The sequence below is a fragment of the Citrobacter sp. Cb031 genome (assembly GCF_030336725.1).
GTDB lineage: Bacteria > Pseudomonadota > Gammaproteobacteria > Enterobacterales > Enterobacteriaceae > Citrobacter > Citrobacter braakii.
This window is the reverse complement of the sequence record NZ_JAOWDA010000022.1, coordinates 295372-321118: the sequence shown is the minus strand read 5'-3', so window position 1 is coordinate 321118 and position 25747 is coordinate 295372. Positions and strand designations below refer to the sequence as shown.

The 25747-nt window shown below is 53.7% G+C and carries 27 protein-coding genes; 14 read left to right on the top strand and 13 right to left on the bottom strand.

The window, feature by feature from the left end; genetic code table 11:
• Positions 1-6 precede the first annotated feature (6 nt).
• The 6 genes from OGV93_RS08930 to OGV93_RS08905 all read left to right on the top strand — a co-directional run bounded on the left by OGV93_RS08930 (position 7) and on the right by OGV93_RS08905 (position 4472).
• A complete protein-coding gene (locus OGV93_RS08930; RefSeq protein ID WP_003842172.1) occupies positions 7-477 on the top strand; it encodes a PTS sugar transporter subunit IIA in 471 nt (156 codons plus the stop codon).
• Between the two features lie 19 nt (positions 478-496).
• Entirely contained in the window at positions 497-817 is a 321-nt protein-coding gene (locus OGV93_RS08925; protein WP_016155014.1) for a PTS fructose transporter subunit IIB, read from the top strand.
• Between the two features lie 26 nt (positions 818-843).
• Positions 844-1935, top strand: coding sequence for a PTS fructose transporter subunit IIC (locus tag OGV93_RS08920; RefSeq protein ID WP_016157774.1), 1092 nt, complete (start codon positions 844-846; stop codon positions 1933-1935).
• A gap of 11 nt (positions 1936-1946) precedes the next feature.
• Positions 1947-2798 carry a class II fructose-bisphosphate aldolase gene (locus OGV93_RS08915; RefSeq protein WP_053388722.1) on the top strand — a complete coding sequence of 284 codons (852 nt, stop codon included), beginning with the start codon at positions 1947-1949 and terminating at the stop codon, positions 2796-2798.
• Positions 2799-2878: 80 nt separating this feature from the next.
• Positions 2879-3739 (top strand): ketose-bisphosphate aldolase, encoded by an 861-nt coding sequence (locus tag OGV93_RS08910; RefSeq protein ID WP_016155012.1) that lies wholly within the window; start codon positions 2879-2881, stop codon positions 3737-3739.
• Positions 3740-3788: 49 nt separating this feature from the next.
• A complete protein-coding gene (locus OGV93_RS08905) occupies positions 3789-4472 on the top strand; it encodes a D-lyxose/D-mannose family sugar isomerase (RefSeq protein WP_016155011.1) in 684 nt (227 codons plus the stop codon).
• Positions 4473-4513: 41 nt separating this feature from the next.
• Here the strand turns inward: OGV93_RS08905 and OGV93_RS08900 are convergent, their stop codons facing one another.
• Positions 4514-6223, bottom strand: coding sequence for an AsmA family protein (locus tag OGV93_RS08900; RefSeq protein ID WP_016155010.1), 1710 nt, complete (start codon positions 6221-6223; stop codon positions 4514-4516).
• A 121-nt stretch (positions 6224-6344) separates the two neighbouring features.
• On the bottom strand, positions 6345-7736 hold the full coding sequence (gene xanP / locus OGV93_RS08895) for a xanthine/proton symporter XanP (RefSeq protein WP_003024026.1): 1392 nt from the start codon (positions 7734-7736) through the stop codon (positions 6345-6347).
• Positions 7737-7961: 225 nt separating this feature from the next.
• Here xanP and gltS point away from each other — a divergent pair, with 225 nt between their 5' ends.
• Positions 7962-9167, top strand: coding sequence for a sodium/glutamate symporter (gene gltS, locus OGV93_RS08890; RefSeq protein ID WP_016155009.1), 1206 nt, complete (start codon positions 7962-7964; stop codon positions 9165-9167).
• A 42-nt stretch (positions 9168-9209) separates the two neighbouring features.
• Here gltS and recG read toward each other — a convergent pair whose 3' ends face one another.
• The 5 genes from recG to gmk are packed head-to-tail and all read right to left on the bottom strand — an operon-like array spanning position 9210 to position 15083.
• Positions 9210-11291 carry an ATP-dependent DNA helicase RecG gene (gene recG, locus OGV93_RS08885; RefSeq protein WP_220221834.1) on the bottom strand — a complete coding sequence of 694 codons (2082 nt, stop codon included), beginning with the start codon at positions 11289-11291 and terminating at the stop codon, positions 9210-9212.
• A gap of 5 nt (positions 11292-11296) precedes the next feature.
• The gene (gene trmH, locus OGV93_RS08880; protein ID WP_047415767.1) at positions 11297-11986 is read right to left on the bottom strand and encodes a tRNA (guanosine(18)-2'-O)-methyltransferase TrmH; all 690 of its coding nucleotides are present in this window, start codon (positions 11984-11986) and stop codon (positions 11297-11299) included.
• Positions 11987-11996: 10 nt separating this feature from the next.
• Positions 11997-14111: a bifunctional GTP diphosphokinase/guanosine-3',5'-bis pyrophosphate 3'-pyrophosphohydrolase gene (spoT, locus tag OGV93_RS08875; RefSeq protein ID WP_003024038.1), complete on the bottom strand. Its 2115-nt coding sequence runs from the start codon at positions 14109-14111 to the stop codon at positions 11997-11999.
• A gap of 18 nt (positions 14112-14129) precedes the next feature.
• Positions 14130-14405, bottom strand: coding sequence for a DNA-directed RNA polymerase subunit omega (rpoZ, locus tag OGV93_RS08870; protein WP_000135058.1), 276 nt, complete (start codon positions 14403-14405; stop codon positions 14130-14132).
• A gap of 54 nt (positions 14406-14459) precedes the next feature.
• Positions 14460-15083 (bottom strand): guanylate kinase, encoded by a 624-nt coding sequence (gene gmk / locus OGV93_RS08865; protein WP_019078035.1) that lies wholly within the window; start codon positions 15081-15083, stop codon positions 14460-14462.
• Between the two features lie 261 nt (positions 15084-15344).
• On the opposite strand from gmk, the gene ligB reads away from it, so the two are divergent.
• Entirely contained in the window at positions 15345-17024 is a 1680-nt protein-coding gene (gene ligB, locus OGV93_RS08860; protein WP_131380322.1) for an NAD-dependent DNA ligase LigB, read from the top strand.
• Here ligB and OGV93_RS08855 read toward each other — a convergent pair.
• Together OGV93_RS08855 and OGV93_RS08850 are read right to left on the bottom strand one after the other, a co-directional pair.
• On the bottom strand, positions 17021-17638 hold the full coding sequence (locus tag OGV93_RS08855; RefSeq protein ID WP_003024049.1) for a trimeric intracellular cation channel family protein: 618 nt from the start codon (positions 17636-17638) through the stop codon (positions 17021-17023). The genes ligB and OGV93_RS08855 overlap by 4 nt on opposite strands.
• Positions 17639-17894: 256 nt before the next feature.
• On the bottom strand, positions 17895-18758 hold the full coding sequence (locus OGV93_RS08850; protein ID WP_080859272.1) for a YicC/YloC family endoribonuclease: 864 nt from the start codon (positions 18756-18758) through the stop codon (positions 17895-17897).
• Between the two features lie 125 nt (positions 18759-18883).
• Between OGV93_RS08850 and rph the strand changes: the two genes are divergently transcribed.
• Together rph and pyrE are read left to right on the top strand one after the other, a co-directional pair.
• The gene (gene rph / locus OGV93_RS08845; protein ID WP_016154991.1) at positions 18884-19600 is read left to right on the top strand and encodes a ribonuclease PH; all 717 of its coding nucleotides are present in this window, start codon (positions 18884-18886) and stop codon (positions 19598-19600) included.
• A gap of 65 nt (positions 19601-19665) precedes the next feature.
• Entirely contained in the window at positions 19666-20307 is a 642-nt protein-coding gene (gene pyrE / locus OGV93_RS08840; protein ID WP_016157763.1) for an orotate phosphoribosyltransferase, read from the top strand.
• Between the two features lie 87 nt (positions 20308-20394).
• Here pyrE and slmA read toward each other — a convergent pair whose 3' ends face one another.
• From slmA to coaBC, 3 genes are all read right to left on the bottom strand, one after another.
• Positions 20395-20991 (bottom strand): nucleoid occlusion factor SlmA, encoded by a 597-nt coding sequence (slmA, locus tag OGV93_RS08835; RefSeq protein ID WP_016154989.1) that lies wholly within the window; start codon positions 20989-20991, stop codon positions 20395-20397.
• A 117-nt stretch (positions 20992-21108) separates the two neighbouring features.
• Positions 21109-21567 (bottom strand): dUTP diphosphatase, encoded by a 459-nt coding sequence (gene dut / locus OGV93_RS08830; RefSeq protein WP_165500047.1) that lies wholly within the window; start codon positions 21565-21567, stop codon positions 21109-21111.
• Entirely contained in the window at positions 21545-22765 is a 1221-nt protein-coding gene (gene coaBC / locus OGV93_RS08825; RefSeq protein WP_088583168.1) for a bifunctional phosphopantothenoylcysteine decarboxylase/phosphopantothenate--cysteine ligase CoaBC, read from the bottom strand. The genes dut and coaBC overlap by 23 nt, the downstream gene beginning before the upstream one ends.
• A gap of 172 nt (positions 22766-22937) precedes the next feature.
• Between coaBC and radC the strand changes: the two genes are divergently transcribed.
• The 4 genes from radC (at position 22938) to mutM (ending at position 25212) form a co-directional block, all read left to right on the top strand.
• Positions 22938-23603 carry a RadC family protein gene (radC, locus tag OGV93_RS08820; protein ID WP_016154986.1) on the top strand — a complete coding sequence of 222 codons (666 nt, stop codon included), beginning with the start codon at positions 22938-22940 and terminating at the stop codon, positions 23601-23603.
• A 276-nt stretch (positions 23604-23879) separates the two neighbouring features.
• On the top strand, positions 23880-24116 hold the full coding sequence (gene rpmB / locus OGV93_RS08815; protein WP_003024071.1) for a 50S ribosomal protein L28: 237 nt from the start codon (positions 23880-23882) through the stop codon (positions 24114-24116).
• Positions 24117-24136: 20 nt separating this feature from the next.
• Positions 24137-24304, top strand: coding sequence for a 50S ribosomal protein L33 (gene rpmG / locus OGV93_RS08810; protein WP_003024094.1), 168 nt, complete (start codon positions 24137-24139; stop codon positions 24302-24304).
• A 98-nt stretch (positions 24305-24402) separates the two neighbouring features.
• Positions 24403-25212: a bifunctional DNA-formamidopyrimidine glycosylase/DNA-(apurinic or apyrimidinic site) lyase gene (mutM, locus tag OGV93_RS08805; RefSeq protein ID WP_019078041.1), complete on the top strand. Its 810-nt coding sequence runs from the start codon at positions 24403-24405 to the stop codon at positions 25210-25212.
• Between the two features lie 47 nt (positions 25213-25259).
• On the opposite strand, the gene coaD is transcribed toward mutM, so the two are convergent.
• Positions 25260-25739, bottom strand: coding sequence for a pantetheine-phosphate adenylyltransferase (coaD, locus tag OGV93_RS08800; protein ID WP_016154984.1), 480 nt, complete (start codon positions 25737-25739; stop codon positions 25260-25262).
• Positions 25740-25747: the final 8 nt, after the last annotated feature.

Sequence of the window (25747 nt, the reverse complement as noted above, 5' to 3'; positions counted from 1 at the left end):
TGATTTATGGACATCACGAAAATACTCAATACAAATCGCGTTATTTTGGACATGAAGGCCACAAACAAAACGGAGGTTATTGAGGAACTGACGGATATTCTGCAAAAAGATGGGGCAATTAGCTGTCGGGAAACGTTTATTCAGGATGTCTGGCAGCGTGAATCAGAAGGCTCGACCGGATTCGAAAATCATATTGCGATTCCGCACGGGAAATCCTCGGCGGTGGTCAATACCACGCTGGCGATTGGGCGTACCCGCCAGGATATTCCCTGGGAAACCCTGGACGGCAGCAACGTGCGCTGCATCATTCTGTTTGCCGTACGCCTTGAAGATCAAAACACCACCCATATTCGTCTGCTTTCGCAGGTTGCCGGCGCGTTGGCGGATGACGACATTATTGAACAACTGTTAGTCGAAAGCAGTCCACAGAAAATTATTGAGCTTTTTAGCCAATATGCTGAATCCAATGTCTGCTAAATAAAACGTGGAGCATGTTATGAATATTGTTTGTGTTGCCGCCTGTACGGCGGGTATTGCGCACACCTATATTGCCCGTGAGAAGTTAATTAAAGGTGCTAAAGCGCTTGGTCATAATATAAGAGTAGAAACCCAGGGGACTATCGGCACGGAAAACGAACTGCTGACAGAGGACATTTCTGCTGCTGATGTCGTGATTCTCGCTGTGGATGTAAAAATAAAAGGGGAGGAACGATTTTTAAATAAACGTATTGTGCGAGTAAAAACTGAAATCGTCATAAAATCGCCCATTCAGTTTCTTGAAAAGGTCGAAAAATCATTAGTTAATAATAACCAGTAGCGATCCCCATTCTGGAGGGATTTCACATGAGTGAAAATAAAATTCCGCTATCTCAGGAAATAAAAAGACATTTATTAACGGGGATTTCGTGGATGATCCCGTTAATTGTTGCCGCCGGGATCTGTATTGCTCTCGGGCAAATACTTGGCGGCACTAACGTGGGTGAAAAAACAGGAACCATCCCCTGGATGCTCAACCAGATTGGCGGTTGGGGGATGGGGTTAATCGTACCGCTGATTAGTGCGGCGATTGCGTACTCCATTGCTGACCGCCCCGGATTCGCGCCGGGTCTGATTGTCGGCTTTGTCTGCGGTGAAATTCATACCGGTTTTATCGGCGGGATGCTGGGCGGTTTTCTGGTCGGTTATACCGTCCTGCTGCTCAAGCGCTATATCCGTTTGCCGCAGTCGATGCAGGGGTTGATGCCCATCATGGTGTTGCCGGTACTGAGTACCGTCATTGGTGGCCTGTTGATGATGACGCTCATTGGCAAACCGATAGCCTGGCTGCAGGACGCGTTGATTCATCTGCTGGAGTCCATGCAGGGCGGGTCACGCTTTTTAATGGGGGCCATCCTTGGCGCAATGGCGACATTCGACTTTGGCGGACCGGTGAATAAAACCATGTCGCTATTTGCTGACGGCATGTTAGTCAGCGGCGTGTACGGTCCGGAAGCGGTGAAGTTTGTCGGTTCGATAATCCCTCCGTTCGGCATTACGCTCTCCTTTTTGCTGACGCGTCACAAGTACACCCGTGCGGAGCGCGAGGCGCTGAAAGCGGCATTCCCGATGGGGATCTGCATGATTACCGAAGGGGTCATTCCCATTGCGGCGCGCGACCTGCTGCGCGTGGTGGGGTCCTGCGTGGTGGCCTCGGCGATAGCGGGCGGTCTGATTATGGTGTGGGGCGTCGAAAGCCCGGTACCGCACGGCGGCATGTTCGTGGTCCCGCTCTTTACGCATCCGCTACTGTTTTGCCTGGCGCTGGGGATCGGCACGGTGATTTGCGGCGTCATGCTGTCGTTGTGGAAGAAACCGGTGACCGAACGTGACGAAGAGTTTGATGAACTTAGCGATCAAAAGCTGAAAGACGAAGAGATCACCTTCACCCTGGAATAACCGGAGGCTGTATGTTTGCCGATATGAAAAGCATGGTGACGAAAGCCTGGCGCGAGCAGTACGCGCTGCTGGCCATCAACTGTATGAACCTGGAAAGCGCCCGTGCGGCGGTGCGGGCGGCTGAGAAACACCGTGCGCCCATCATTCTGAATCTGTATCAGGGGCATCTGGGCCATTTTCCTGCACCGATAGCGGTGGCGGTCGTCAAAACGCTGGCAGAGGAAGCGTCGGTACCGGTCGCGCTGGCGCTGGATCATGGAAAGGACCCAGTGCGCATTCGCCAGGCTTTTCGCGCCGGATTCAGCGGGTTAATGATCGACGCCTCCGCCTTTGCGCTGGAGGAGAACATTCGCCAGACCCGGGCGGTGGTTGAGCTCGCGACCAGCGTTTCTCTGTGCGTGGAAGGTGAGCTGGGGCATCTGGCCGACGCCCCGCGCTATGATCACGCAGCTAACGCTGATTTGATGACCCAGGCCGCCGATGTGGAGCCCTTTATCCAACAGACCGGTATCGATTTACTGGCGGTCTCGGTCGGCACGGCACATGGCATGTACGCGCCCGGTGTCATACCCGCCATTGATTTCCAGCGACTGGAGGAAATTGCCCGTTTATCAACGGTGCCGCTGGCGCTGCATGGCGGCAGCGGGACGCCGTTTGACCAGCTACAGCGCTGCCCGACGTTTGGCGTCGCCAAGATAAACGTTGGCGCGGCGGTTTTCGAAGCCGGAAAGGCTGCACTACTGCATACCCTGTGTCGTGACACATCCGGTGAACTCGTTGATGCCCTGGCCCTGATGGAGCAGGCCTGCGAGGAAGCCATTATTCCGTACCTGCAGGCCAGCGGCGCTATCGACAAAGCCTGATTCATTTTCTGTAACGCCTTCTATGCCTCTGCGACGACGCACTGGCAGGGCTTTCTACACCCTGAAACTGGAGAATTAACATGTTAGTTTCGATGAAAGAATTACTGCAACCTACCCGTCAGCACGGTTTCGCCATCGGCGCATTCAACGTGGCGGACAGCTGCTTTGTACGTGCAGTAGTGGAAGAAGCGGAAGCAACCAATACCCCGGCGATTATCTCCATTCACCCCAGCGAACATGATTTTGTAGGCGATGCGTTTTTTAGCTACGTCCGTGATATCACTCTGCGCAGCCCGGTTCCCTTTACTCTGCATCTGGACCACGGCGCTTCGGTCGAGCATGTCCTGCGGGCGATTCAGTGTGGGTTTACCTCGGTGATGATTGATGGCTCGCTGTTGCCGTATGAAGAGAACGTGGCGCTGACCCGCGAAGTGGTCAAGCTGGCGCATGCGGTAGGCGTTTCGGTGGAAGGGGAACTGGGTACGATTGGTCAAACCGGGACGTCAGTGGAAGGTGGCGTATCGAAGGTCACTTATACCGATCCTGATCAGGCACAGGATTTTATCGCCCGTACCGGCGCGGACACGCTGGCGGTGGCGATTGGAACCGCACACGGCATCTACCCGAAAGGGATGCAGCCAGAGCTGCAAATGCACATCCTGCGCGAGATTGCCGGGCGAGTAGACATTCCGCTGGTGCTGCACGGAGGTTCCGCGAACCCGGATGCGGAAATTGCCGAATCCGTTACGCTGGGCGTTGGCAAAATCAACATTTCCAGCGATATGAAATACGCTTACTTCCAGAAAGTCCGCGAAATCCTGGCGAAAGAAACCTGGTGGGACCCGAACGTTATTTACCCGGAAGCCATTAGCGCCGCGCGGGATGTGATCCGTCACAAAATGAAACTGTTCGGCTCAACCGGCAAAGCGTCACTTTACTAACCGCATACTGGCGGGGTGACCCGCCTTTTTCGCAACAAGGAAAAGTGGAATGAAGCGTTCACACATTAATTATGCCGTCGATAAAGCGCATGCCATCGCCGAGACTTTTCGGGTTTGCCTGCCTGACTTTGCGTATTTTACGGCTGACGCCTGGCGGCAACAGGATCACACTCTGTGGCGTGAAGTGCTCGATCTCCAACTGGGCTGGGATATAACCGACTTTGGGCGCGGAGATTTTGCGCAAACGGGGCTGACGTTACTGACGTTGCGCAATGGTCAGTTAGGGTCAGCCAGCTACCCCAAACCGTACGCCGAAAAGATGCTGCAGATTCAGCAGGATCAGCAGACGCCATGGCATTTTCATCGCCATAAAATGGAAGATATCGTTAACCGCGGCGGCGGTGATTTATGTATGCAGTTGGCGTGGGCTACGCCCGATGACGGGTATGATGCCCGGCGCATTGTTGAGGTTAGCGTCGATGGTCAGCGGCGTTCCGTTGACGCTGGCGAGACGCTGGTATTGAAACCGGGGCAGGGGGTATGCCTGCCGCCGCGGTTGTATCATCGCTTTTGGGCGGAGAAAGCGTTCGTGCTGGGCTGGGAGATCTCGATGGTCAATGACGACCTGCATGATAATCACTTCCTTGAGCCAGGCGGTCGCTTCCCGGCGATAGAAGAGGACGAGCCGGTGAAGTGGCTGTTGTGCAGTGAATATGCGCGCTTACAGCGATAATCGGCGACCCGGCAGGCAAAGCGCCGCCGGGCCGTCAGATTTTACTGCGCAGCGGGTGGGGCGGTAACTTCACTACCGGATACCACGCCCGCCTGCATGGTTTGCGTTACCTGCTGTTTCTCCACGTTCACCGCATGCAACTGGCCGCTGACCGTTGGCTTGAGTGGCGCATCGGCTTGAATATTGCCGCTGGCGGTAAGCTGGATGTTACCGTCGCCGGAAAGCGGCAGTGCGGGCCATCCCCACTGCTGCAGAATCGTCATTGGCACGCCGCGCCCGTTCAGGCTGACCTGAGTTTGACGCTGAGGCAACTGTGAAATACTGGCAGTGGCCTCCAGCAACCCTTTTTCCGTATAGGCGCTTAGTTCGCTGATATTGATGGTGCTGCTGTTCGCCGTCAGCGCCAGCGAAGGACGACGCACGTCGGTGCGGTTAAAGGTGCCGGCAGCGGCGTTGAGGTTAGCGCTCCCGCTCCAGATCCCCCACTGATTGTTCTGCACCAGCCCGAGGTTAGCACCGTAGCCGTCCAGCGCGGTGAGCTGCCATGGGAAGCTCGGGTCGATATCAATCACCAGATTACGGCTGGCGCTGAATTTCTTCAGCGTCAGGCTGGCTAGCCAGGCTGGTAGAGGTTTCATCCACAGCTGTTTCCAGTTTTCCGGCAGCGTGTACTCCAGACCGGCAATGGCGGCATCATCGAGGACCAGCGCTTTGTTGTTGCGCTGCCAGTTTCCGGATGTTCTGACCATTCCCCCTTCCCAGCGGGTGGTGAACTGACGCAGCGCTATGCCCTGCGGCGAGAACTCGGCGTTCATAATCGGATCGAAAAAGTGCAGAGAGCCGTAGATAAACTCGCTGGCGTTCATCGACAGTTTTCCTTCCTGAGTTTGCCAGTCGTCCTTGCTGAAGGTCATGTTGCGCAAGCTCAGATCGAGATCCGTCACCGCCCAGTCAGGGCCTTGCAGACGGGCATCTGTTACTTCCAGACGACCAATTTGCAGGGAAGGAATAGTGCTTAACGGAGCAAAAAACTCGGCCAGCGATTTATCGCTTTGCAGCCGAATATCGTTCAGGCGCAGATTCTCCACTACCCAACTACCGTCGGCATTGCGTTGTGCCACGCCGGTTAATGCGCCACGCGCCACGTCTGCGCCAATATTGCTCAGCGTCACACGGTCATGGTCAATACTGCCTTCAATCAATACGTTGGTCGTGGGGACGTCGTTCAGCGTCAACGAACTGGCGCTGAGCTGAATTTGCGCTTTACTCCCGAGAATTTTACCCGCCTCAGGACTCCAGGGAATGACTCCGCCGTTAACGCGCTGCGCGCTCAGGGTCCACTCGCTACCGGGACTGTTAAGCGCCATATCTTGCAATTGCAGGCGATCGGCCTGGAACGGCAGCGGCGCAGTTTGCTGGGAAAGATTCAGCGTGCCGTTTTGCAAAAGGATGGTGTCTACGTGCAGCGGGTCGGTGATTTGGCGGCTGCTCAGTCCAATATCGACCGTTTTGGCGACCAGTGTTGCGGGCTGACCATCCCGGCCAAAGGTGACGTTTTCCAGCAGAATATGGGAAGGAGAAGAAAACCGGTGATCGATGGCATCAAATGCCAGATGGTAGCTGCTGTTCTGCGAAACCCAGGCGCTGACGTGCTCTGCCCCCCAGCGGGTTTGCAGTAGAAAATATAAGCCGAGGATCGCCACTGCAAGGGCGATCAGCACGTAAAGAAGCAGCTTTCCAATAAATTTCATGGTCTTCCATCCCGCGAAGTGCACATAGTCAAGTTATGCACGATTTAGGCGCAATGCTCAAGGCGGGAATGGTGAAAGAGCGTTACAGCGGCGTTGATTCAGAATCAACGCCGCATTTTGCTTATTGCTTCTCTGGTGGGAACACCAGATTCAGAACGATAGCGGTAATACCGCCTGCGGCAATGCCGGAAGAGAGCAGGTTTTTCACCCAGTCCGGAGCGAACTGCAGGATCAGCGGCTGCTGGGAAACGCCGAGGCCGACGGCCAGCGACAGCGCGATAATCAGAATTGCGCGGCGGTTCAGCGGTTCGCGGGATACGATACGCACGCCGGATGCCGCGATAGTACCGAACATCACCAGCGTAGCACCGCCGAGTACCGGCTCAGGAATATGCTGTACAAAACCGCTGACCGCCGGGAACAGGCCCAACGCGATCAGCATCAGCGCAACCACAAAACCAACGTAGCGGCTGGCAACACCTGTTAACTGAATAACCCCGTTGTTTTGTCCAAAACAGGAGTTCGGGAAGGTGTTGAATACGGCTGAAACAAACGAGTTCAGACCGTTCGCCAGTACGCCGCCTTTCAGGCGTTTCATGTACAGCGGACCAGAAACGGGCTGCTCGGAGACATCGGAGGTGGCCGTAATATCACCGATGGTTTCCAGCGAGGTAATCATAAACACCAGCATCAGCGGCAGCAGTAAGCTCCAGTCGATACCCAGGCCATAATACAACGGCGTTGGCACCATCAGCAGGTCCTGACTTACCGGCGCGGTATTTTGCGGCAGCATATCCATAAACCACGCCAACAGGTAACCTGCCGCCATCGCAATCACCAGTGACGCAACGCGCAGGTACGGGTTGCGCTGGCGGTTAAGCAGGATAATCAGCGCCAGCACGACGCCTGCCAGCAGTAAATTCTTTGGTGCGCCAAAGGTGTTGTCGCTCATTGCCGCATAGCCGCCGCCAATCGACGTCAGCCCCACCTGAATCAGCGACAGGCCGATAATCATCACCACCACGCCTGAGACCAGCGGGGTAATGATACGACGCGCCAGATGCAGTACGCGTGAGATAACCATCTCAGTGCAGCTTGCCAGCATCAGTGTACCGAACAGCGCCGCCATCATGGTTGGGACATCTGCACCACCGGTTTTTAGCGCTGTACCGCCCATAATCAGTGGCGCAACAAAGTTAAAGCTGGTGCCCTGAATGGATAATAGCCCTGAGCCGACCGGCCCCCAGGCTTTGATCTGAATGATAGAAGCCACGCCGGAAGCGAACAGCGACATACTGATTATGTGTTGAGTATCCTGAGCCGGTAAACCGAGCGCCTGGCAAATTAACAGCGCTGGGGTGATTACCGCGACGAACATGGCCAGCAGGTGCTGACAGGCGGCAAACAGGGTCTGGGCTAGCGGGGGGCGATCTTCAAGACGGTAAATCAGTTCACTGTTGTGAGTCTGCGCAACCGGTTGCGCATTTGTTGACTCTACGGCGTTAACGGACATCAGAGGCAATCCCATGGTGGAAAAGCGGTGATTTTATCTGACCATGGCGGAAATGCAAACGTTTGCTACCAGGTGTTCTTAATATTTAAAACGGATAAACAAACATTTTTATATAACTTTTCATGATTTTCTGCTTAAAATCCACACCGAAAACTCAATAAGAGCTAAAAATCGGTCTGGAATGCATCGTGCGTGATTGTGCTAAACGCACTAATGGAGTTGTAAATGTTTTATCTCGATACGTTATCAACGCTGGTTGCGGCAACCCTTGTGTTGCTGCTGGGACGTAAGCTCGTCCAGTCTGTTTCCTTCCTGAAAAAATACACCATTCCTGAACCTGTAGCTGGCGGATTGCTGGTGGCGATTGCGCTGCTGGTGCTGAAAAAAAGCATGGGTTGGGAAGTGAACTTCGATATGACCCTGCGCGATCCGCTGATGCTGGCATTCTTCGCCACTATCGGCCTGAACGCCAATATTGCCAGCCTGCGCGCGGGTGGCCGCGTGGTGGGTATCTTTCTGATTGTGGTTGTTGGCCTGCTGCTGATGCAAAACGCCATTGGTATTGGTATGGCGACCCTGCTGGGTCTGGATCCGCTGATGGGTCTGATCGCCGGTTCGATAACCCTCTCTGGCGGGCATGGAACCGGGGCAGCATGGAGCAAACTGTTTATTGAGCGCTATGGTTTCGCTAATGCGACGGAAGTGGCGATGGCTTGCGCAACGTTTGGCCTGGTGCTGGGTGGATTGATTGGCGGCCCGGTGGCCCGCTATCTGGTCAAACACTCTACCACGCCAGACGGCATGCCGGACGATCAGGCTGTGCCTACCGCATTTGAAAAGCCGGATGTCGGACGCATAATCACTTCGCTGGTGCTGATTGAAACCATTGCGCTGATCGCTATCTGTCTGACGGTGGGTAAAATCGTTGCACAAATGCTGGTCGGAACGGTGCTGGAACTGCCGACTTTCGTCTGCGTGCTGTTTGTTGGGGTGATCCTCAGTAACGGCCTGGCGTTAATGGGTTTTTATCGGGTGTTCGAGCGCGCGGTTTCGGTGTTGGGTAACGTTAGCCTGTCGCTGTTCCTGGCGATGGCGCTAATGAGTCTGAAGCTGTGGGAGTTGGCTTCTCTGGCCCTGCCGATGCTGGCAATCCTGGTTGTGCAGACCATTTTCATGGCGCTGTACGCGATATTCGTTACCTGGCGCATGATGGGTAAGAACTACGATGCCGCCGTGCTGGCAGCCGGACACTGCGGTTTTGGCCTCGGTGCGACACCCACGGCGATTGCCAACATGCAGGCAATTACAGAACGTTTTGGACCATCCCATATGGCGTTTCTGGTGGTGCCGATGGTGGGGGCGTTCTTTATCGATATCGTCAATGCGCTGGTGATTAAGCTGTATCTGCTGCTGCCGATTTTTGCGCAATAATGTCTGTGCGGCGGAGTCACATCCGCCGCCGCTATGAATCGACTATGCGTTGGAGTAGCGCTCGGTTTCCGGCATCCAGCGTTCAATCAGCGCCACAGCCTGTTGCGGGTAACGTTCGTGAATATGACGGGCAATGCGCTGAACTTCCGGGATAATCGCCTGATCGCGCAATAAATCTGCGACTTTGAATTCTGCCGTTCCGGTCTGGCGCGTACCCAACAGCTCGCCGGGCCCGCGGATCTCTAAATCTTTTTGCGCGATCACGAATCCGTCGTTGCTGTCGCGCAGAACCTGCAGACGTTTTTGCGCGGTTTTTGACAGCGGCGATTTGTAGAGCAGGACGCAGTGGGAGGCCACCGCGCCACGACCTACGCGACCACGTAGCTGGTGCAACTGCGCCAGGCCCAAGCGCTCCGGGTTTTCAATAATCATCAGGCTGGCGTTAGGTACGTCTACGCCCACTTCAATCACCGTGGTGGCAACCAGCAACTGCAATTCGCCCTGCTTAAAGGCCGCCATTACCGACTGCTTCTCTGCGGGCTTCATACGGCCGTGTACCAGGCCAATATTCAGCTCTGGCAGCACCAGTTTAAGCTCTTCCCACGTGGCTTCAGCGGCCTGAGCTTCTAACAAATCAGACTCCTCAATCAGCGTACAGACCCAGTACGCCTGACGCCCTTCATGGGTACAAGCGTTGCGCACGCGGTCAATAATATCGCTGCGGCGGGTATCCGGAATCGCCACCGTGGTGACCGGCGTACGCCCCGGAGGGAGTTCGTCAATGAGCGATGTGTCGAGATCGGCATAGGCGGTCATCGCCAGCGTGCGCGGGATTGGGGTGGCGGTCATGATTAGCTGGTGTGGATGGAAACCCTGCTGCTGACCTTTCTCCCACAGCGCCAGGCGCTGATGTACGCCAAAACGGTGCTGTTCGTCGATGATAACCAGTGCTAGTCCGTTGAACTGCACCTGTTCCTGGAAAATTGCGTGCGTGCCGACAATCATCTGCACCTCACCGCTGGCGATAGCTTCCTGCTGTGCCAGGCGCGCTTTGCCTTTCTGTTTACCTGCCAGCCAGCCAACTTGAATGCCCAGTGGCGCGAACCAGTTGCGGAAGTTATTGGCGTGCTGTTCAGCCAGTAGTTCGGTGGGGGCCATCAGCGCAACTTGCTTACCATGTGCGATGGCACGTAGGGCGGCCAGCGCCGCAACCAGCGTTTTGCCGGAGCCGACATCGCCCTGCACCAGACGCATCATAGGGACATCCAGTGCCATATCGCGTTCGATCTCAGCGGTAACGCGGGCCTGGGCGCCGGTGGGTTTAAACGGTAGAGCCGCCAGCAGCTTATCTTTCAGCGCGTTGTTTGCGATCAGCGGCTGGGCGTGGAAACGTTGCGCCCCGGCGCGTAGTGCCAGCATGCTGAGGTTATGCGCCAGCAGTTCTTCCAGAATCAGACGTCGCTGTGCTGGATGCTGACCGGTTTCCAGATCGCTCAACTGCAGTGACGGCGGTGGACGGTGCAATGTGCGCAGAGCTTCCGGCAGGCTCATCATGCCCTGCAACAGCTCTGGCGGCAGCAGTTCGGCAATGGCGCAGGTATCGAGCAGGTCCAGCGCTTGATCGGTCAGTTTGCGCAGCGTGGCCTGCTTCACGCCTTCGGTGGTTGGATACACCGGCGTGAGCGTTTCCTGTAATTCCGGCGTGCTGAGATCGCCCTGCACGCGATACTCCGGGTGGATCATCTCTGCGCCGTATTTTCCGCGTTTGGCTTCGCCATAGGCCAGCACCCGGCGACCGGTGGCGAGACTATTTTTCATTGCGGCGCTGAAGTTGAAAAAGCGCATGGTGAGAATGCCGGAGCCATCACTGATCTGACAGGTCATCATCCGGCGTCCGCCGAAGGTGATATTGCAGTTCAGCACTTCGCCTTCTACGGTGGCGTAAACGCCCGGCAGCAGTTCGCCAATCGGGTACAGGTGCGTGCGGTCTTCGTAACGCAGAGGGAGGTGGAGCAGAAGGTCCTGCACGGTGTGCAGGCCAATTTTCGCCAGTTTACTGCTTTGCGCTGCGCCAACGCCGGTCAGAGAATTGAGTGGGAGGGCATCCAGTAAACGGCCTTTCATCGCGTTTATCTCGCAGATTGCATAGTGGCCCACCACGTTGCATCGGCTTCAATTTCGCCCTGCGTGTTTACGTGGGGGTAGGGAAGACCTTTGCGCTTAGCGACATTCGCCAGCACCGGATAACCGCCTTCAAACAGCAAACGCTGCTGCTCATCTTGCGCAAGCATGCTGTTTTCTCGTTGGTACATGCCGGCGTTTTGCCGCTGGCGCTGTGCTTCGTACAGAATCAGCGCGGAGGCGACCGAAACGTTCAGCGATTGCACCATGCCAGTCATGGGAATGATGATGTCCTGATCCGCCAGATCCAACGCTTCCTGAGTGATGCCGGTTTTCTCCTGGCCCATCAGGATGCAGGTGGGGCGCGTGTAATCAATCTCGCGAAAATCCACGGCTTTATCTGACAGATGTGTTGCCAGAACCTGCATGCCCTGGCTTTTTAAATGTGTGACCGCATCGCCAATAGTGCGGTGAGTCTTCACCTGTACCCAACTGTTGCTGCCTGCGGCAGAAGAGGCCATGGTGCGCATACGGCTACCAGGCCAGACGGCGTGGACTTCATGCACGCCGACCGCGTCTGCAGTACGAATGATTGCAGAAACGTTATGAGGTTTGTGGACCTGCTCCATGCAGACGGTCAGATCGGGCTGACGACGTGCGAGCATCTCGCAAATACGTGCATAACGTTGAGTATTCATAAAACGTGTTCTAGTTACGGTTACGGGTGACTTTTATCACGTCCGGCATGACGCGGATTTTGCGCATGATATTCGCCAGGTGCACGCGATCGCGAGCGGTCAGGCGAATAAAGGCGCTATAGACGCGGCCATCTTTCTCTTCCGTATTCAGACTTTGAATGTTGGAGGTAGTCGTGTTGATTGCCGCCGTCAGGTTCGCCAGAGCACCCTGGTGGTTAAACATATCCACCTTAATCTCGGTGATGAACTCCTGCTCTGTCTCTTTATCCCATTCCACCGCCATAAACTTCTCTGGCTCTTTTTGATAGCCACGAATGTTACGGCAGGATTCATGGTGAATCACCAGACCTTTACCCGGGCTGACGTGGGCAATGATTGGATCGCCAGGAATCGGACGACAGCATTTCGCGAAGGTGATCAGCACGCCATCTGCGCCTTTGATCGGCAGATGACCGTGGCCAGATTGTGCTGGCACGTTTGCCGTTGCTTCGCCCTGCTGGAGGTTTTTCGCTACCACCACGCTCATGGCGTTACCCAGACCGATTTCCGCGAGCAGATCGTCAAGGGTGGCGAGCTTCATGCGTTCAAGCTCACGCTGGATGCTCTCTGGCGGGATCTCAGCCAGTTTACGGCTACCGCCTAAGGCATGGTTGAGCAGTCGACGACCCAGACTGACGGAATCATCGCGCTTGAGGTTTTTCAGCAGTTGGCGAATTTTTGCGCGCGCTTTCGAACTGACGACGAAGTTGAGCCACGCTGCATTCGGACGGGCGCCCGGAGCGGTAATAATCTCAACGGTCTGTCCGCTAAAGAGCGGCTGCGAAAGCGGGTAAGGTTGTCTGTCGACGCGTGCGCCGACGCAGGCGTGACCGATATCGGTATGCACGGCGTAGGCGAAGTCGACAGGCGTTGCACCGGCAGGCAGTTCGACAATGCGCCCTTCCGGTGTGAAAACATAAATCTCATCCGGGAAGAGATCAGATTTGACGCTTTCAATAAATTCAAACGAGCTACCGGCGCTCTGCTGCAGTTCCAGCAGGCTCTGCATCCAGCGTTGAGCGCGGATTTGTGCGGTGGTGCTGCTTTCGCCGCCGTGCTCTTTGTAAGCCCAGTGCGCTGCTACACCCATTTCTGCCATCTGGTCCATGTCTTCGGTACGAATCTGTACTTCAACCGGGACGCCGTGAGGGCCGATCATTGAGGTGTGCAAAGACTGATATCCGTTAGCTTTCGGAATGGCGATATAGTCTTTCACGCGACCAGGACGAGGTTTGTACAGGCTGTGCATCTGGCCGAGTACGCGATAACAGGTATCGGAATCATGAACGATAACGCGAAAAGCGTAGATATCCATGATGGAGTGAAAACGCTGCTCTTTGAGCACCATTTTGCAGTAAATAGAGTACAGGTGCTTCTCGCGGCCACTTACGCGACACGGAATGCCTGCCTCCTGTAAACGCCCTTCGATTTCCGAGAGGATTTTTTGGATCATCTCTTTGCGGTTGCCACGAGCGGCTTTAACCACTTCTTTAATCACGCGATAGCGGTTCGGGTACAGCGCTTCAAAACCCAGCTCTTCCAGCTCGGTTTTAATGTGATGAATACCTAAACGGTGTGCCAGCGGACTATAGATTTCGAGGGTTTCACGGGCGATGCGGCGACGCTTGTCCGGGCGTAATGAGCCCAGCGTGCGCATGTTGTGGGTACGGTCAGCGAGTTTGATGAGAATGACGCGGATATCCTGCACCATCGCCATAATCATCTTGCGAAAGTTTTCGGCTTGCGCCTCTTTCTTATCGCGAAACTTAAGCTTATCAAGTTTCGACACCCCTTCTACCAGTTCAGCAACGCTTTTACCAAAAAGCTGTTCCATGTCCTGGTAGGTGGCTGGGGTATCTTCAATCACGTCATGCAGCAGCGCAGCCATCAGCGTTTCATAGTCGAGTTTCATCTCGGCCAGAATGCAGGCTACCGCTACCGGGTGCGTGATATAGGGTTCACCGCTTGAACGTGTCTGGCCCTCGTGAGCGTCACGTGCAACGAGATACGCCTGCCGAAGACGCTTAATCTGGTCTTCCGGCAGGTAGTTTTGAATCAGTTGATTCAGGCTTTCAAACAGATACAAGGGCGACCCGCTTTGTGATTAACGACGACCTTCAGCAATAGCGGTAACGGCTTGTAATTCAGCGGCTTCCTGCTCTTGCTGTTCCTGGCGCTCACGCACGTCGAGGATCTGGTTGTTGATCAGACCTTCTTCGATTTCGCGCAGCGCGATAACGGTAGTTTTATCGTTTTCTTCCGGTACGAGCGGATCCTTTCCGCCTACCTGCATCTGACGAGCGCGACGCGCGGCGACCAGTACCAGGTCAAAACGGTTACCAATTTTCTCTACAGCGTCCTGAACAGTTACGCGTGCCATACTTAAAATGCTCCACAGGTGAAGAAATGACTGGGCATGATACTGAATGTGGGTTCAGTCTGCCAACAGTTTGCTGATTAAAGCGTCATGACGCTGCTTTTGGCGGCTCATGCGCAGACGTTCGGCGCGAATGATAGTTTTCAAATCGCCCAGGGCGGTATCGAAATCATCATTCACAATAAGATAATCATATTCGGCGTAATGGCTCATTTCTGCAACAGCTTGCGCCATACGTTTTGCGATCACGTCTTCGCTATCCTGACCGCGGCCACGAAGACGGCGATCCAGCTCAATCTTAGATGGCGGCAAAATAAAAATACTGCGCGCATGCGGCATTTTTTGACGAATCTGCTGCGCACCTTGCCAGTCGATATCTAAAAAGACGTCTACGCCGGATGCTAATACTTGCTCAATGGTCTCACGCGAGGTGCCGTAGTAATTACCGAAAACCTCAGCGTGTTCCAGGAACGCGTCTCTGCCAATCATGGTTCTGAATTCGTCATGGTTCACAAAAAAATAGTGTTCACCGTGCACTTCCCCCGGGCGCGGTGCGCGCGTGGTGTGCGAAACAGAAACCTGGGTGTCATACAACGGTTGGGTCTTTAATAAAGCCTGAATCAGGCTGGATTTACCCGCGCCACTGGGGGCAGAAACAATATAAAGCGTGCCTTGAGCCATGAGTATCTTAATGTATGTGATTGTCGAAAGAGAGCCTACATACGGGCTTATTATACACGTAGCCGCTATGTGACGTAGCCCTTGTCACACTTTTTGCGCATGTTTATTGCGTTTTGCGTACCAGTTTCCTGTTTTATCCGCGATTTGCAGCAATTCGTGCAAATGTCAGGAACGTTGCGCGCAGGATGAGTTTTTGCCGCTCTGTTTCCATTTCAATTCGCGTTATATCTGCCGGGAAACGTACTGTTCAGCGGAGATAGCATGGGATTATGGAAATGCATAGGGCTGGTTTTGCTAATGTGGTATCTACCCTCATGGGCGGTATGCCCCGTCTGGTCGCCTGCCAGGGCACAAGAGGAAATTTCACGACTACAGCAGCAGATAACACAGTGGAATGACAGTTACTGGAAACAAGGGGAAAGTGTCGTAGACGACGCCGTTTATGACCAGCTCAATGCGCAGCTCATCCAGTGGCAGCGCTGTTTTGGCGATGAAGCCCCATCAGATCTATCTGCGCCCCCAATAAGTGGAACCGTCTCGCACACCGTTCCCCACACGGGAGTTCGAAAACTTGCCGATAAGCAAGCGCTACAACAATGGATGCATGCTCTTAGCGATCTCTGGGTGCAGCCGAAGGTGGATGGCGTGGCGGTCACGCTGGTTTATCGCAATGGCAATCTGATACGGGCGATTAGCCGTGGTAACGGTCTGAAAGGCGAAGACTGGACGCAAAAGGTTCTTCAGATCCCTTCCGTTCCACGTACTACCAGCGGGCTGCTTTCTAACAGTACGTTGCAGGGGGAGATATTTTTGCAGCAACAAGGGCATATTCAGCAGCAGAGAGGGGGAATGAACGCCCGCTCAAAGGTTGCTGGAATGATGATGCGCCAGAGCAACCCGGAAATGTTACGCTCGCTGGCTATTTTTATCTGGGCCTGGCCTGATGGTCCAGTTGCCATGTCGGAAAGACTTGAGCAACTCACTGCTGCCGGGTTCAGTTTCACGCAACGATATACTCAGGCCGTGAAGAGTGTGGATGACGTCGAGCAGGCGCGCGCCAGGTGGTGGACTTCAGCGTTACCTTTTGTGACGGATGGTGTGGTGGTGCGAACGGGAAAAGAACCGCGGGCGCAATACTGGCTACCCGGACAGGGAGACTGGCTGGCAGCGTGGAAATATCCTCCCGTGGCCAGGGTATCTGAGGTGACAGGTATTCAGTTTTCCGTTGGCAAAAGCGGAAAAATTGCGGTGGTTGCATTGCTGGTCCCCGTCATGCTGGATGATAAGCGGGTGCAGCGCGTCAATATTGGCTCAGTACGGCGCTGGAATGAATGGGATATTGCGCCTGGCGATCAGATTCTGATAAGTCTGGCCGGACAGGGGATTCCCCGTATAGATGAGGTGGTCTGGCGCAGCATCCAGCGTAATAAGCCAGCACCACCTGAGGGGCGCTTCAATTCACTAACTTGTTTTTATGCCACAGCGGAGTGTCAGGAACAGTTTGTTGCCAGACTCGTCTGGCTGGGGGCCAAAGATGTGCTAGGGCTGGAGGGTATGGGCGAAGCGGGATGGCGGGAGTTACATCAGACGTATCGCTTTGAACATATCTTTTCCTGGCTTGGATTAACGCAGGAGCAGCTACAGTCCACATTTGGCGTGAACAAAGGGGGGAAGCTGTGGCATCAGTTCAATCTGTCACGCCATCTTCCATTTACGCGCTGGGTGATTGCCATGGGAATACCGTTAACACAGGCAACGTTGAATGCCAGTCGGGATGGATCGTGGCAGCAGTTACGGGAACGCAGTGAACAAAGCTGGCGGCAACTTCCTTTCATGGGGGAGCGACGGGCACGACAGGTTATTCAGTGGCTGGAGGATAAAGAGATCACAGCGCTGAGCAACTGGTTAGCTGCTCAGCGGATCACGGGCTTTATGCCTTAATGGCCTTCATGGCGATAGTAAAATACCGGCAGCCCCAACTTCAGGCGCAGCGCCAGCAGTCGGGCGGTAAAGCCAAAGAGCAGGGTAGAGATCACCACCACATCGTGGCTGGAGACATAATGTTGCAGCACGATATACAGCACAGCAGCGGCAAACGAAACGCCGGCATACAGTTCTTTCTGGAATACTAACGGGATGCGTTTGCAGAACATGTCACGTAATACACCACCAAAGACGCCGGTAGTGACCGCAGCGACCACGGCAATAATCGGTCCATGACCCATATCCAGCGCCACCTGGGCGCCAATAATAGAAAAGACCACCAGGCCCAGCGCATCCAGGACGAGGAATATTTTACGCAGATAGGGCATGACGGGGGCAATAATGGTGGTGAGTACCGCAGCGGTCGCCACGATAATAACGTATTCAGGGTGCTTTACCCAGCCGAGCGGATAGTGGCCGAGAAGGATGTCGCGTACCGAGCCGCCGCCAATGGCCGTCGCGGTGGCAATGATAATGACGCCAAATGTATCCATACGGCGACGCCCAGCCGCAAGCGCACCGGTCATGGCTTCGGCAGTAATACCAATTAAATATAAAACGTGTAACAGCATGTATTCCCCCTGATTTGCTGGGGCTAAGGTTAACGATTTGTGCGCATTGTCACGATTGAGATTTTCTAAGGTGAAGCGATTTTAATAACTACAGCTAATGTGATTTTGCTGTAAATGCGTTATGGCATGCGCTTTACTTTATGAATGGTGACAATAAATGATGAGAAAATATAATTCGAACTGGATGGGTCACAACCGAAGTGTTGGGAAAAACACGTAGCCCCGCCGTTTATGGGGGGGCTACGTGGAATGGAGTTTACTCGATATTCTGAATTTGCTCGCGCATTTGCTCGATCAATACCTTCAGTTCAATTGCGGAATTAGTCACCTCGGCATTGATAGACTTGGATGCAAGAGTGTTCGACTCACGGTTGAATTCCTGCATCATGAAGTCCAGACGACGGCCAACAGCCTCTTTTTTCTTCAGAATGTTGTAGGTTTCTTTGACGTGGGCTTCCAGACGATCTAACTCTTCTGCTACATCTATGCGCTGCGCCATCAGCACCAGTTCTTGCTCAAGGCGGTTATTCTCCAGTTGCACCTGGGCGTCTTCCAGTTTGGCTACCAGACGCTCACGCTGCCATTGCAGAATTTCCGGCATATGTGCACGCACTTTAGCGACTTCAGTGCTGACGCCTTCCAGACGCTGCTCGATCAGCGCTTTCAGCGCCTGACCTTCGGTTTCTCGCGCGATGATGAAGTCATCCAGCGTACCGTCAAGCGCGGCGAGGATTTCGGCGGCAATGGCGTCCAGATCTTGCTCCTGGGCAGCCATTACGCCTGGCCAGCGCAGGATATCAACTGGGTTAATTTCACCTTCATCACTCTGCATTTTGACCCAGTTAGCAGCGCTAACGAGCTGTTTAGCGAGCTTTTCATTTAGAATCAGCTCGCCCTGGGCGCTGGCATCAGGCTCAAAACGCAGCGTACACTCGACTTTACCGCGCGTCAGACGCGTGCGTATGCGTTCGCGAACAACGGGTTCAAGACTACGGAACTGTTCCGGCAGGCGAAAATAAGTTTCCAGATAACGCTGGTTTACCGAGCGCATTTCCCAGGTAGCGCTACCCCATTCACCCTTGATTTCACGCCGGGCGTAGGCGGTCATGCTGCGGATCATAGACGTTCCTGTTTTTAAAGATGAGATGGGAGGATTATAGCCATCCACGTCTTGTCAGGATAGGAATAACAGTCGGAAGTCCGTATAATGCGCAGCCACATTCGTTTCAAGCCGGAGATTTTATCATGCGTCCAGCAGGTCGTAGTGCCAACCAGGTGCGTCCCGTCACCCTGACCCGTAATTATACAAAACACGCTGAAGGCTCCGTGCTGGTCGAATTTGGTGATACCAAAGTGCTGTGTACCGCCTCTATTGATGAAGGCGTACCGCGTTTTCTGAAAGGTCAGGGCCAGGGCTGGATCACCGCAGAATATGGCATGCTGCCACGTGCCACGCACACCCGTAACGCCCGTGAAGCGGCGAAAGGTAAGCAGGGCGGTCGTACCATGGAAATCCAGCGTCTGATCGCTCGTGCGCTGCGCGCCGCGGTTGATCTGAAGACGCTCGGTGAATTCACTATTACGCTGGACTGCGATGTTATTCAGGCAGATGGCGGTACGCGCACTGCATCAATTACCGGCGCATGCGTGGCGTTGGCTGATGCGCTGAACAAGCTGGTTGCGAGCGGTAAACTGAAAACTAACCCGATGAAAGGGATGGTCGCCGCGGTTTCCGTGGGCATTGTGAACGGTGAAGCGCTATGTGACCTCGAATATGTTGAAGACTCTGCCGCAGAAACCGACATGAACGTGGTGATGACTGAAGACGGCCGCATTATAGAGGTGCAGGGCACGGCAGAAGGCGAGCCGTTCAGCCATGAAGAACTTCTCACCCTACTGGCGTTAGCCCGAGGGGGAATCGAATCCATTGTAACGACGCAGAAGGCGGCGTTAGAAAATTGATTTTAAAGGCGACTGATGAGTCGCCTTTTTTTTGTCTGTAATAAAGTGAGATGAGGAGCGAATCCATGAAACCGTATCAGCGCCAGTTTATTGAGTTTGCGCTTAGCAAGCAGGTACTAAAGTTTGGCGAGTTTACGCTGAAATCCGGGCGTAAAAGCCCCTATTTCTTCAACGCCGGGCTGTTTAATACCGGGCGCTGCCTGGCACTGTTAGGCCGTTTTTATGCCGAAGCGTTGATGGATTCCGGTATTGAGTTCGATTTGCTGTTTGGTCCGGCCTACAAAGGTATCCCGATTGCGACCACCACGGCTGTTGCGCTGGCGGAACACCACGATAAAGATTTGCCGTACTGCTTTAACCGTAAAGAGGCGAAGACCCACGGTGAAGGCGGTAATCTGGTAGGTAGCGCACTTGAGGGACGTGTAATGCTGGTGGATGATGTTATCACCGCAGGTACGGCTATTCGTGAGTCGATGGAAATTATTCAGGCTAACGGCGCCACGCTGGCGGGGGTACTGATTTCTCTCGATCGTCAGGAACGCGGTCGCGGCGAGATTTCAGCTATTCAGGAAGTGGAACGCGATTATGGCTGCAAGGTGATTTCTATCATTACCCTGAAAGATCTAATTGCGTATCTGGAAGAAAAACCAGAAATGGCAGAACACCTGGCCGCAGTACGGGCGTATCGCGAAGCGTACGGCGTATAAGAACTGCCGGATGGCGCTGCGCTTATCCAGCCTACGCACCGCGGGGTTCGTAGGCAAAATAGGCGAGGTCGCCATCCAACAACGGTGTTACTGCAATTGAGCGGCAACCAACGGCCAGCGGATGTCGAAATCATCCGTTGGGCGGTATTTAAATTCGCTACGTACAAACCGGGACAGCATACCTTCGCAGAAAGCCAGTAACTGGCTGGCCAGCAGCGTTTCATCCACGGTGTAGCCTTCACCTTCACGCATTCTTTTTTCTCGCAGAACCTGGCGTAACTGCGCCTCAATTCGCTCAAAAAGCTGGTTAATACGGCCTTGCAGACGGTCTTGCTCGAACATCAATGCGTGTCCGGTCAGAATTCGCGTCAGGCCAGGATTACGTTCACCGAACCCTAAAATCAGCAGTACGATCAGACGCAATCGCGCGTTAGTGTCTTTTTCATCTTTCAAAATCAGATTGATACGGGTAATCAGACTATCTTCGATAAACTCAATCAGGCTATCGAACATGCGGGTCTTGCTGGGAAAATGGCGATACAAGGCCGCTTCGGAAACGCCCACAGAGGCCGCCAGTTTAGCTGTCGTGATGCGTTGGCTACCATCGCTGGACTCAAGCATCAGTGCCAGAGACTGAAGTATTTCTTCGCGACGATTCCTTTTCGCAGTTTGCTTTTCTACCATGTTACAAAATACCCCTGAAAATAAGCTCTTGCCAGGCAGGCATCCACACAGCGACCGCAAACTGGGTGTTTGCGGTGTGTTATTGCGTTATTACGCTGTGAGATACTTTTCTGCGGGTTACTTGCGCCCGGAATGGCCGAAGCCACCTTCGCCACGATCGGTGGCTTCAAACTCTTCCACCAAATTAAATTCAGCCTGGACGACCGGTACAAATACCATCTGCGCGATACGTTCGCCCGGTTCAATAGTAAAGTTGTCCTGACTACGGTTCCAGATTGAAACCATCAGCTGGCCCTGGTAGTCGGAATCAATCAAACCGACCAGATTGCCCAGTACGATCCCGTGCTTATGGCCCAGCCCGGAGCGCGGGAGCATCACTGCCGCAAGAGAAGGATCGGCAATGTGGATAGCTAACCCGGTTGGCACCAGCGTTGTTGCGCCAGGCGCCAGTTCTACGGCGTCATCAAGACAGGCACGCAGGTCAAGTCCGGCAGAACCAGAAGTGGCGTACGTCGGGAGCGGAAATTGTTGCCCTACGCGCGGGTCCAGAATCTTAACGTCGATTTTTTTCATCATAACGGGTCACGATCTCGTCGAGTAATAATTGGCCCAGGAGTTCTTTGCGCTCAAGCGGTAAGACTTTATCTCCATCCTGCCAAAAAAGGTGTAATGCGTTGCTGTCGCTGTTAAATCCTTGAGTGGACAGCGAAACGTCGTTCGCACAGATCACATCAAGGTTTTTGCGGATGCGTTTTTGCCGGGCATATTCTTCCACATTATTTGTTTCGGCGGCAAACCCAACGACAAAAGGACGATTAGCATCCAGTGCGGCAACACCAGCGATGATGTCCGGGTTTTTGACCATTTTTACTGTTAATTCATCACCCTGCGTTGCCTGTTTTTTGATTTTTTCACTGGCGACAGTTTCAGCGCGATAATCAGCGACTGCGGCGCAGCCGATAAAAATATGCTGTTGTTGCACCGCAGATTGCACGGCGGCTTCCATTTCCAGCGCGGTCATCACATCAATGCGCTGGACAAAAGGCGGTGTAGGTAACGAAACCGGACCTGATACCAGCGTGACGTTTGCCCCGCGTTTTGCGGCAGCGGCCGCGATAGCAAATCCCATTTTCCCGGAGCTGTGGTTGGAAATATAACGCACGGGATCAAGCGGTTCACGCGTCGGGCCTGCTGTAATCATGATGTTGAGATGTTGCAGATCTTTGACAGGTGAAAAATGTTCTGCCGCCATATCTACAATTGTTAACGGATCCAGCATACGTCCAGGACCGACATCACCACATGCCTGACTACCGCTGTCAGGGCCCCAAATGAGCAAACCGCGCGAGGCAAGAATGCCCAAATTGTGTTGGGTAGCGGCGGCGCGGTACATCTGCTGGTTCATAGCCGGCAGCACGGCAACAGGCGCTGGCGTTGCCAGACAGATCGTAGACACCAGATCGTTGGCCATACCTGCGGCAACGCGGGCAATCAGGTCTGCCGTCGCTGGGGCCAGTATAACCAAATCGGCCCATTTCCCCAGTTCAATATGGCCCATCGCGGCTTCGGCTGCGGGGTCAAGCAGGCTGTCGGAAACGGGATAGCCCGAAACCGCCTGTAAGCTCAGAGGAGTAATAAACGCTTTTGCTGCTTCGGTCATCGCCACGCGGACGTCTGCGCCGCGTTCCCGTAAACGACGCACCAGCTCAGGGGTTTTGTACGCAGCAATCCCGCCACTGACGCCAAGTACGATTTTTTTACCGGCCAGGCTCATCATGATCTTTCCTGTTGGGTTTCACCAGAAGGCGGATATTTTATCACAATCCGCAATGTGTCGTGCTTTTGCCCGCGCTCCAGTTTGCGAGGCTCTACGAAGAAGTGAAAACAGAGCGTCGATTCGCCGCTGGCGTTATGCCACTATGCGGACGCGAAAGGAGGGGAAAAGCATGGAAAATACAGGACGTATAATGCCTAGGGAAAAGCTGTTGGCGCAGGGGGCCAGTTCGCTGACCGACGTAGAGCTACTGGCTCTTTTTCTACGCACCGGAATACTGGGTAAAGATGTGCTTACGCTGGCGAAAGAGATGCTTCAGCATTTTGATTCGTTGTATGGCCTGTTGTCTGCTGATTACATGGATTTCAGCTATGTTCAGGGCATCGGTATCGCGAAGTACGCACAGTTGAAGGGAATAGTGGAGCTGGCAAGGCGCTACTACAACGTACAGGTGATAGAGGAACGTGCGATACTTAGCCCGGAAATGGCGCGTGAATTTCTGCAAAGCCAGCTTTCGCAAGAGGAACGCGAGATCTTCTATGTGATCTTTATGGATTCTCAACATCGCGTGATTAAACACCGTAAACTTTTTTCCGGAACGCTAAGCCACGTTGAAGTGCATCCGCGAGAAATTGTCCGCGAAGCGATAAAAATGAATGCTTCTGCGGTGATCCTTGCACATAATCACCCTTCGGGGTGTGCAGAGCCGAGCAAAGCAGATAAACTCATCACCGAGCGTGTTGTGAAATGCTGTCAGTTCATGGATATCCGGGTGCTTGATCATCTGGTCATTGGGCGCGGAGAGTACGTTTCTTTTGCGGAACGCGGTTGGATTTAACGCACTTTACGCGATCCATCGGGATCTTTGTCTGTTCGGGACTTGAGCACATCGCTGACTCAGCGTATACTACGCCACCTTTGAGAATCTCGGGTTTGGCATTTGGGCCTGGCAATCGAGAGTTCGCAAATACGCAAAATCATTCTTGTTGCGTCCAATGACGAGGCAACGATGAAAGATTTAGTGTATTGAACTGCGATAACCGGGCTGAGAAGCCTGACGAGGCGCCAATACCCCATACGAAGCTCGAGCTAATTTGATTTTTGGAGAATAGACATGTCCCGAGTCTGCCAAGTTACTGGCAAGCGTCCGGTGACCGGTAACAACCGTTCCCACGCACTGAACGCGACTAAACGCCGTTTCCTGCCTAACCTGCACTCTCACCGTTTTTGGGTTGAGAGCGAGAAGCGTTTTGTCACCCTGCGTGTATCTGCTAAAGGTATGCGTGTTATTGATAAGAAAGGCATCGAAACAGTTCTGTCTGAACTGCGTGCCCGTGGCGAAAAGTACTAAGTACTAAGAGGAAATAAATCATGGCTAAAGGTATTCGTGAGAAAATCAAGCTGGTTTCTTCTGCTGGTACTGGTCACTTCTATACCACCACGAAGAACAAACGTACTAAGCCGGAAAAACTGGAGCTGAAAAAGTTCGATCCAGTTGTTCGTCAGCACGTTTTATACAAAGAAGCGAAAATCAAATAATTTCCGCTTTGATGTAAAGAAAAACCCTGCCTCGGCGGGGTTTTTTGTTTTCTGGCCGTCCCCATATTAATGAGACCTGATACACAGCCGGAGATACTATGCCTGAATTACCTGAAGTCGAAACCAGCCGCCGCGGTATTGAGCCGCATCTGGTGGGGGCAACGATTATGCACGCGACTGTGCGTAACGGTCGTTTGCGTTGGCCAGTATCAGAGGAAATCTATCGTCTGAGTGATAAACCTGTCCTGAGCGTACAGCGGCGCGCGAAATACCTGCTGCTGGAGCTATCAGATGGCTGGGTAATCATTCACCTGGGGATGTCGGGTAGTTTGCGTATCCTTTCTGAAGAGCTTCCGGCAGAAAAACATGACCACGTCGACTTAGTGATGAGTAACGGCAAAGTCCTGCGCTATACCGATCCGCGTCGTTTTGGCGCCTGGCTGTGGACTAAAGAGCTGGATGGGCATAATGTCCTCGCCCATCTTGGCCCTGAGCCGCTGAGCGACGATTTCAATGCTGGTTATCTGCAGCAGAAATGTGCGAAGAAGAAAACTGCGATTAAACCCTGGCTGATGGATAACAAGCTGGTCGTGGGGGTGGGAAACATCTATGCCAGCGAGTCGCTGTTTGCGGCTGGTATCCATCCTGACCGTCTGGCGTCATCTTTGTCGCAGGATGAGTGCGAACTGCTGGTGCGCGTTATCAAGGCGGTTTTGCTGCGTTCTATCGAGCAGGGCGGGACCACGCTGAAGGACTTTCTGCAAAGTGACGGTAAGCCGGGTTATTTTGCCCAGGAGTTGCAGGTCTATGGGAGAGAAGGTGAACCCTGTCGCGTATGCGGCGCGCCAATCATTGCGACAAAACACGCTCAGCGCACAACGTTTTATTGCCGTCGCTGTCAGAAATAACACCATTATCGGCCGGACGTAGCGTATGCCTCATCCGGCCAGACGCATTACTTCAGTTTACTCAATAATGCCTGATGAACGTTTTCCGGCAGAAAGTGCGCTACGTCACCCTGGTGGCGGGCAACTTCTTTCACCAGTGACGATGAGATAAACGACCACTCTTTAGACGGCATCAGAAAGACGCTTTCCAGTTGTGGCATCAGATGACGGTTCATATGGGCCAGCTGCATTTCATACTCAAAATCGGCTACCGCACGCAGGCCACGGATCAGAATGTTAGCCTGATTATCGCGGGCAAAGTTTGCCATCAGATCGCTGAATCCCAGAACCTCCACATTACCGAGATGCGCCGTTGCCTGTTGTGCCAGCTCAACGCGCTCTTCCAGAGTAAACATCGGTTTTTTACTGGGACTTGCGGCAATCGCCAGGATTACGTGATCGAACATGCTTGTCGCTCGTGTCACGATATCGAGGTGGCCGTTAGTAATGGGATCAAAGGTTCCTGGATAAATCGCCCGTTTTTGCATGACTTGCC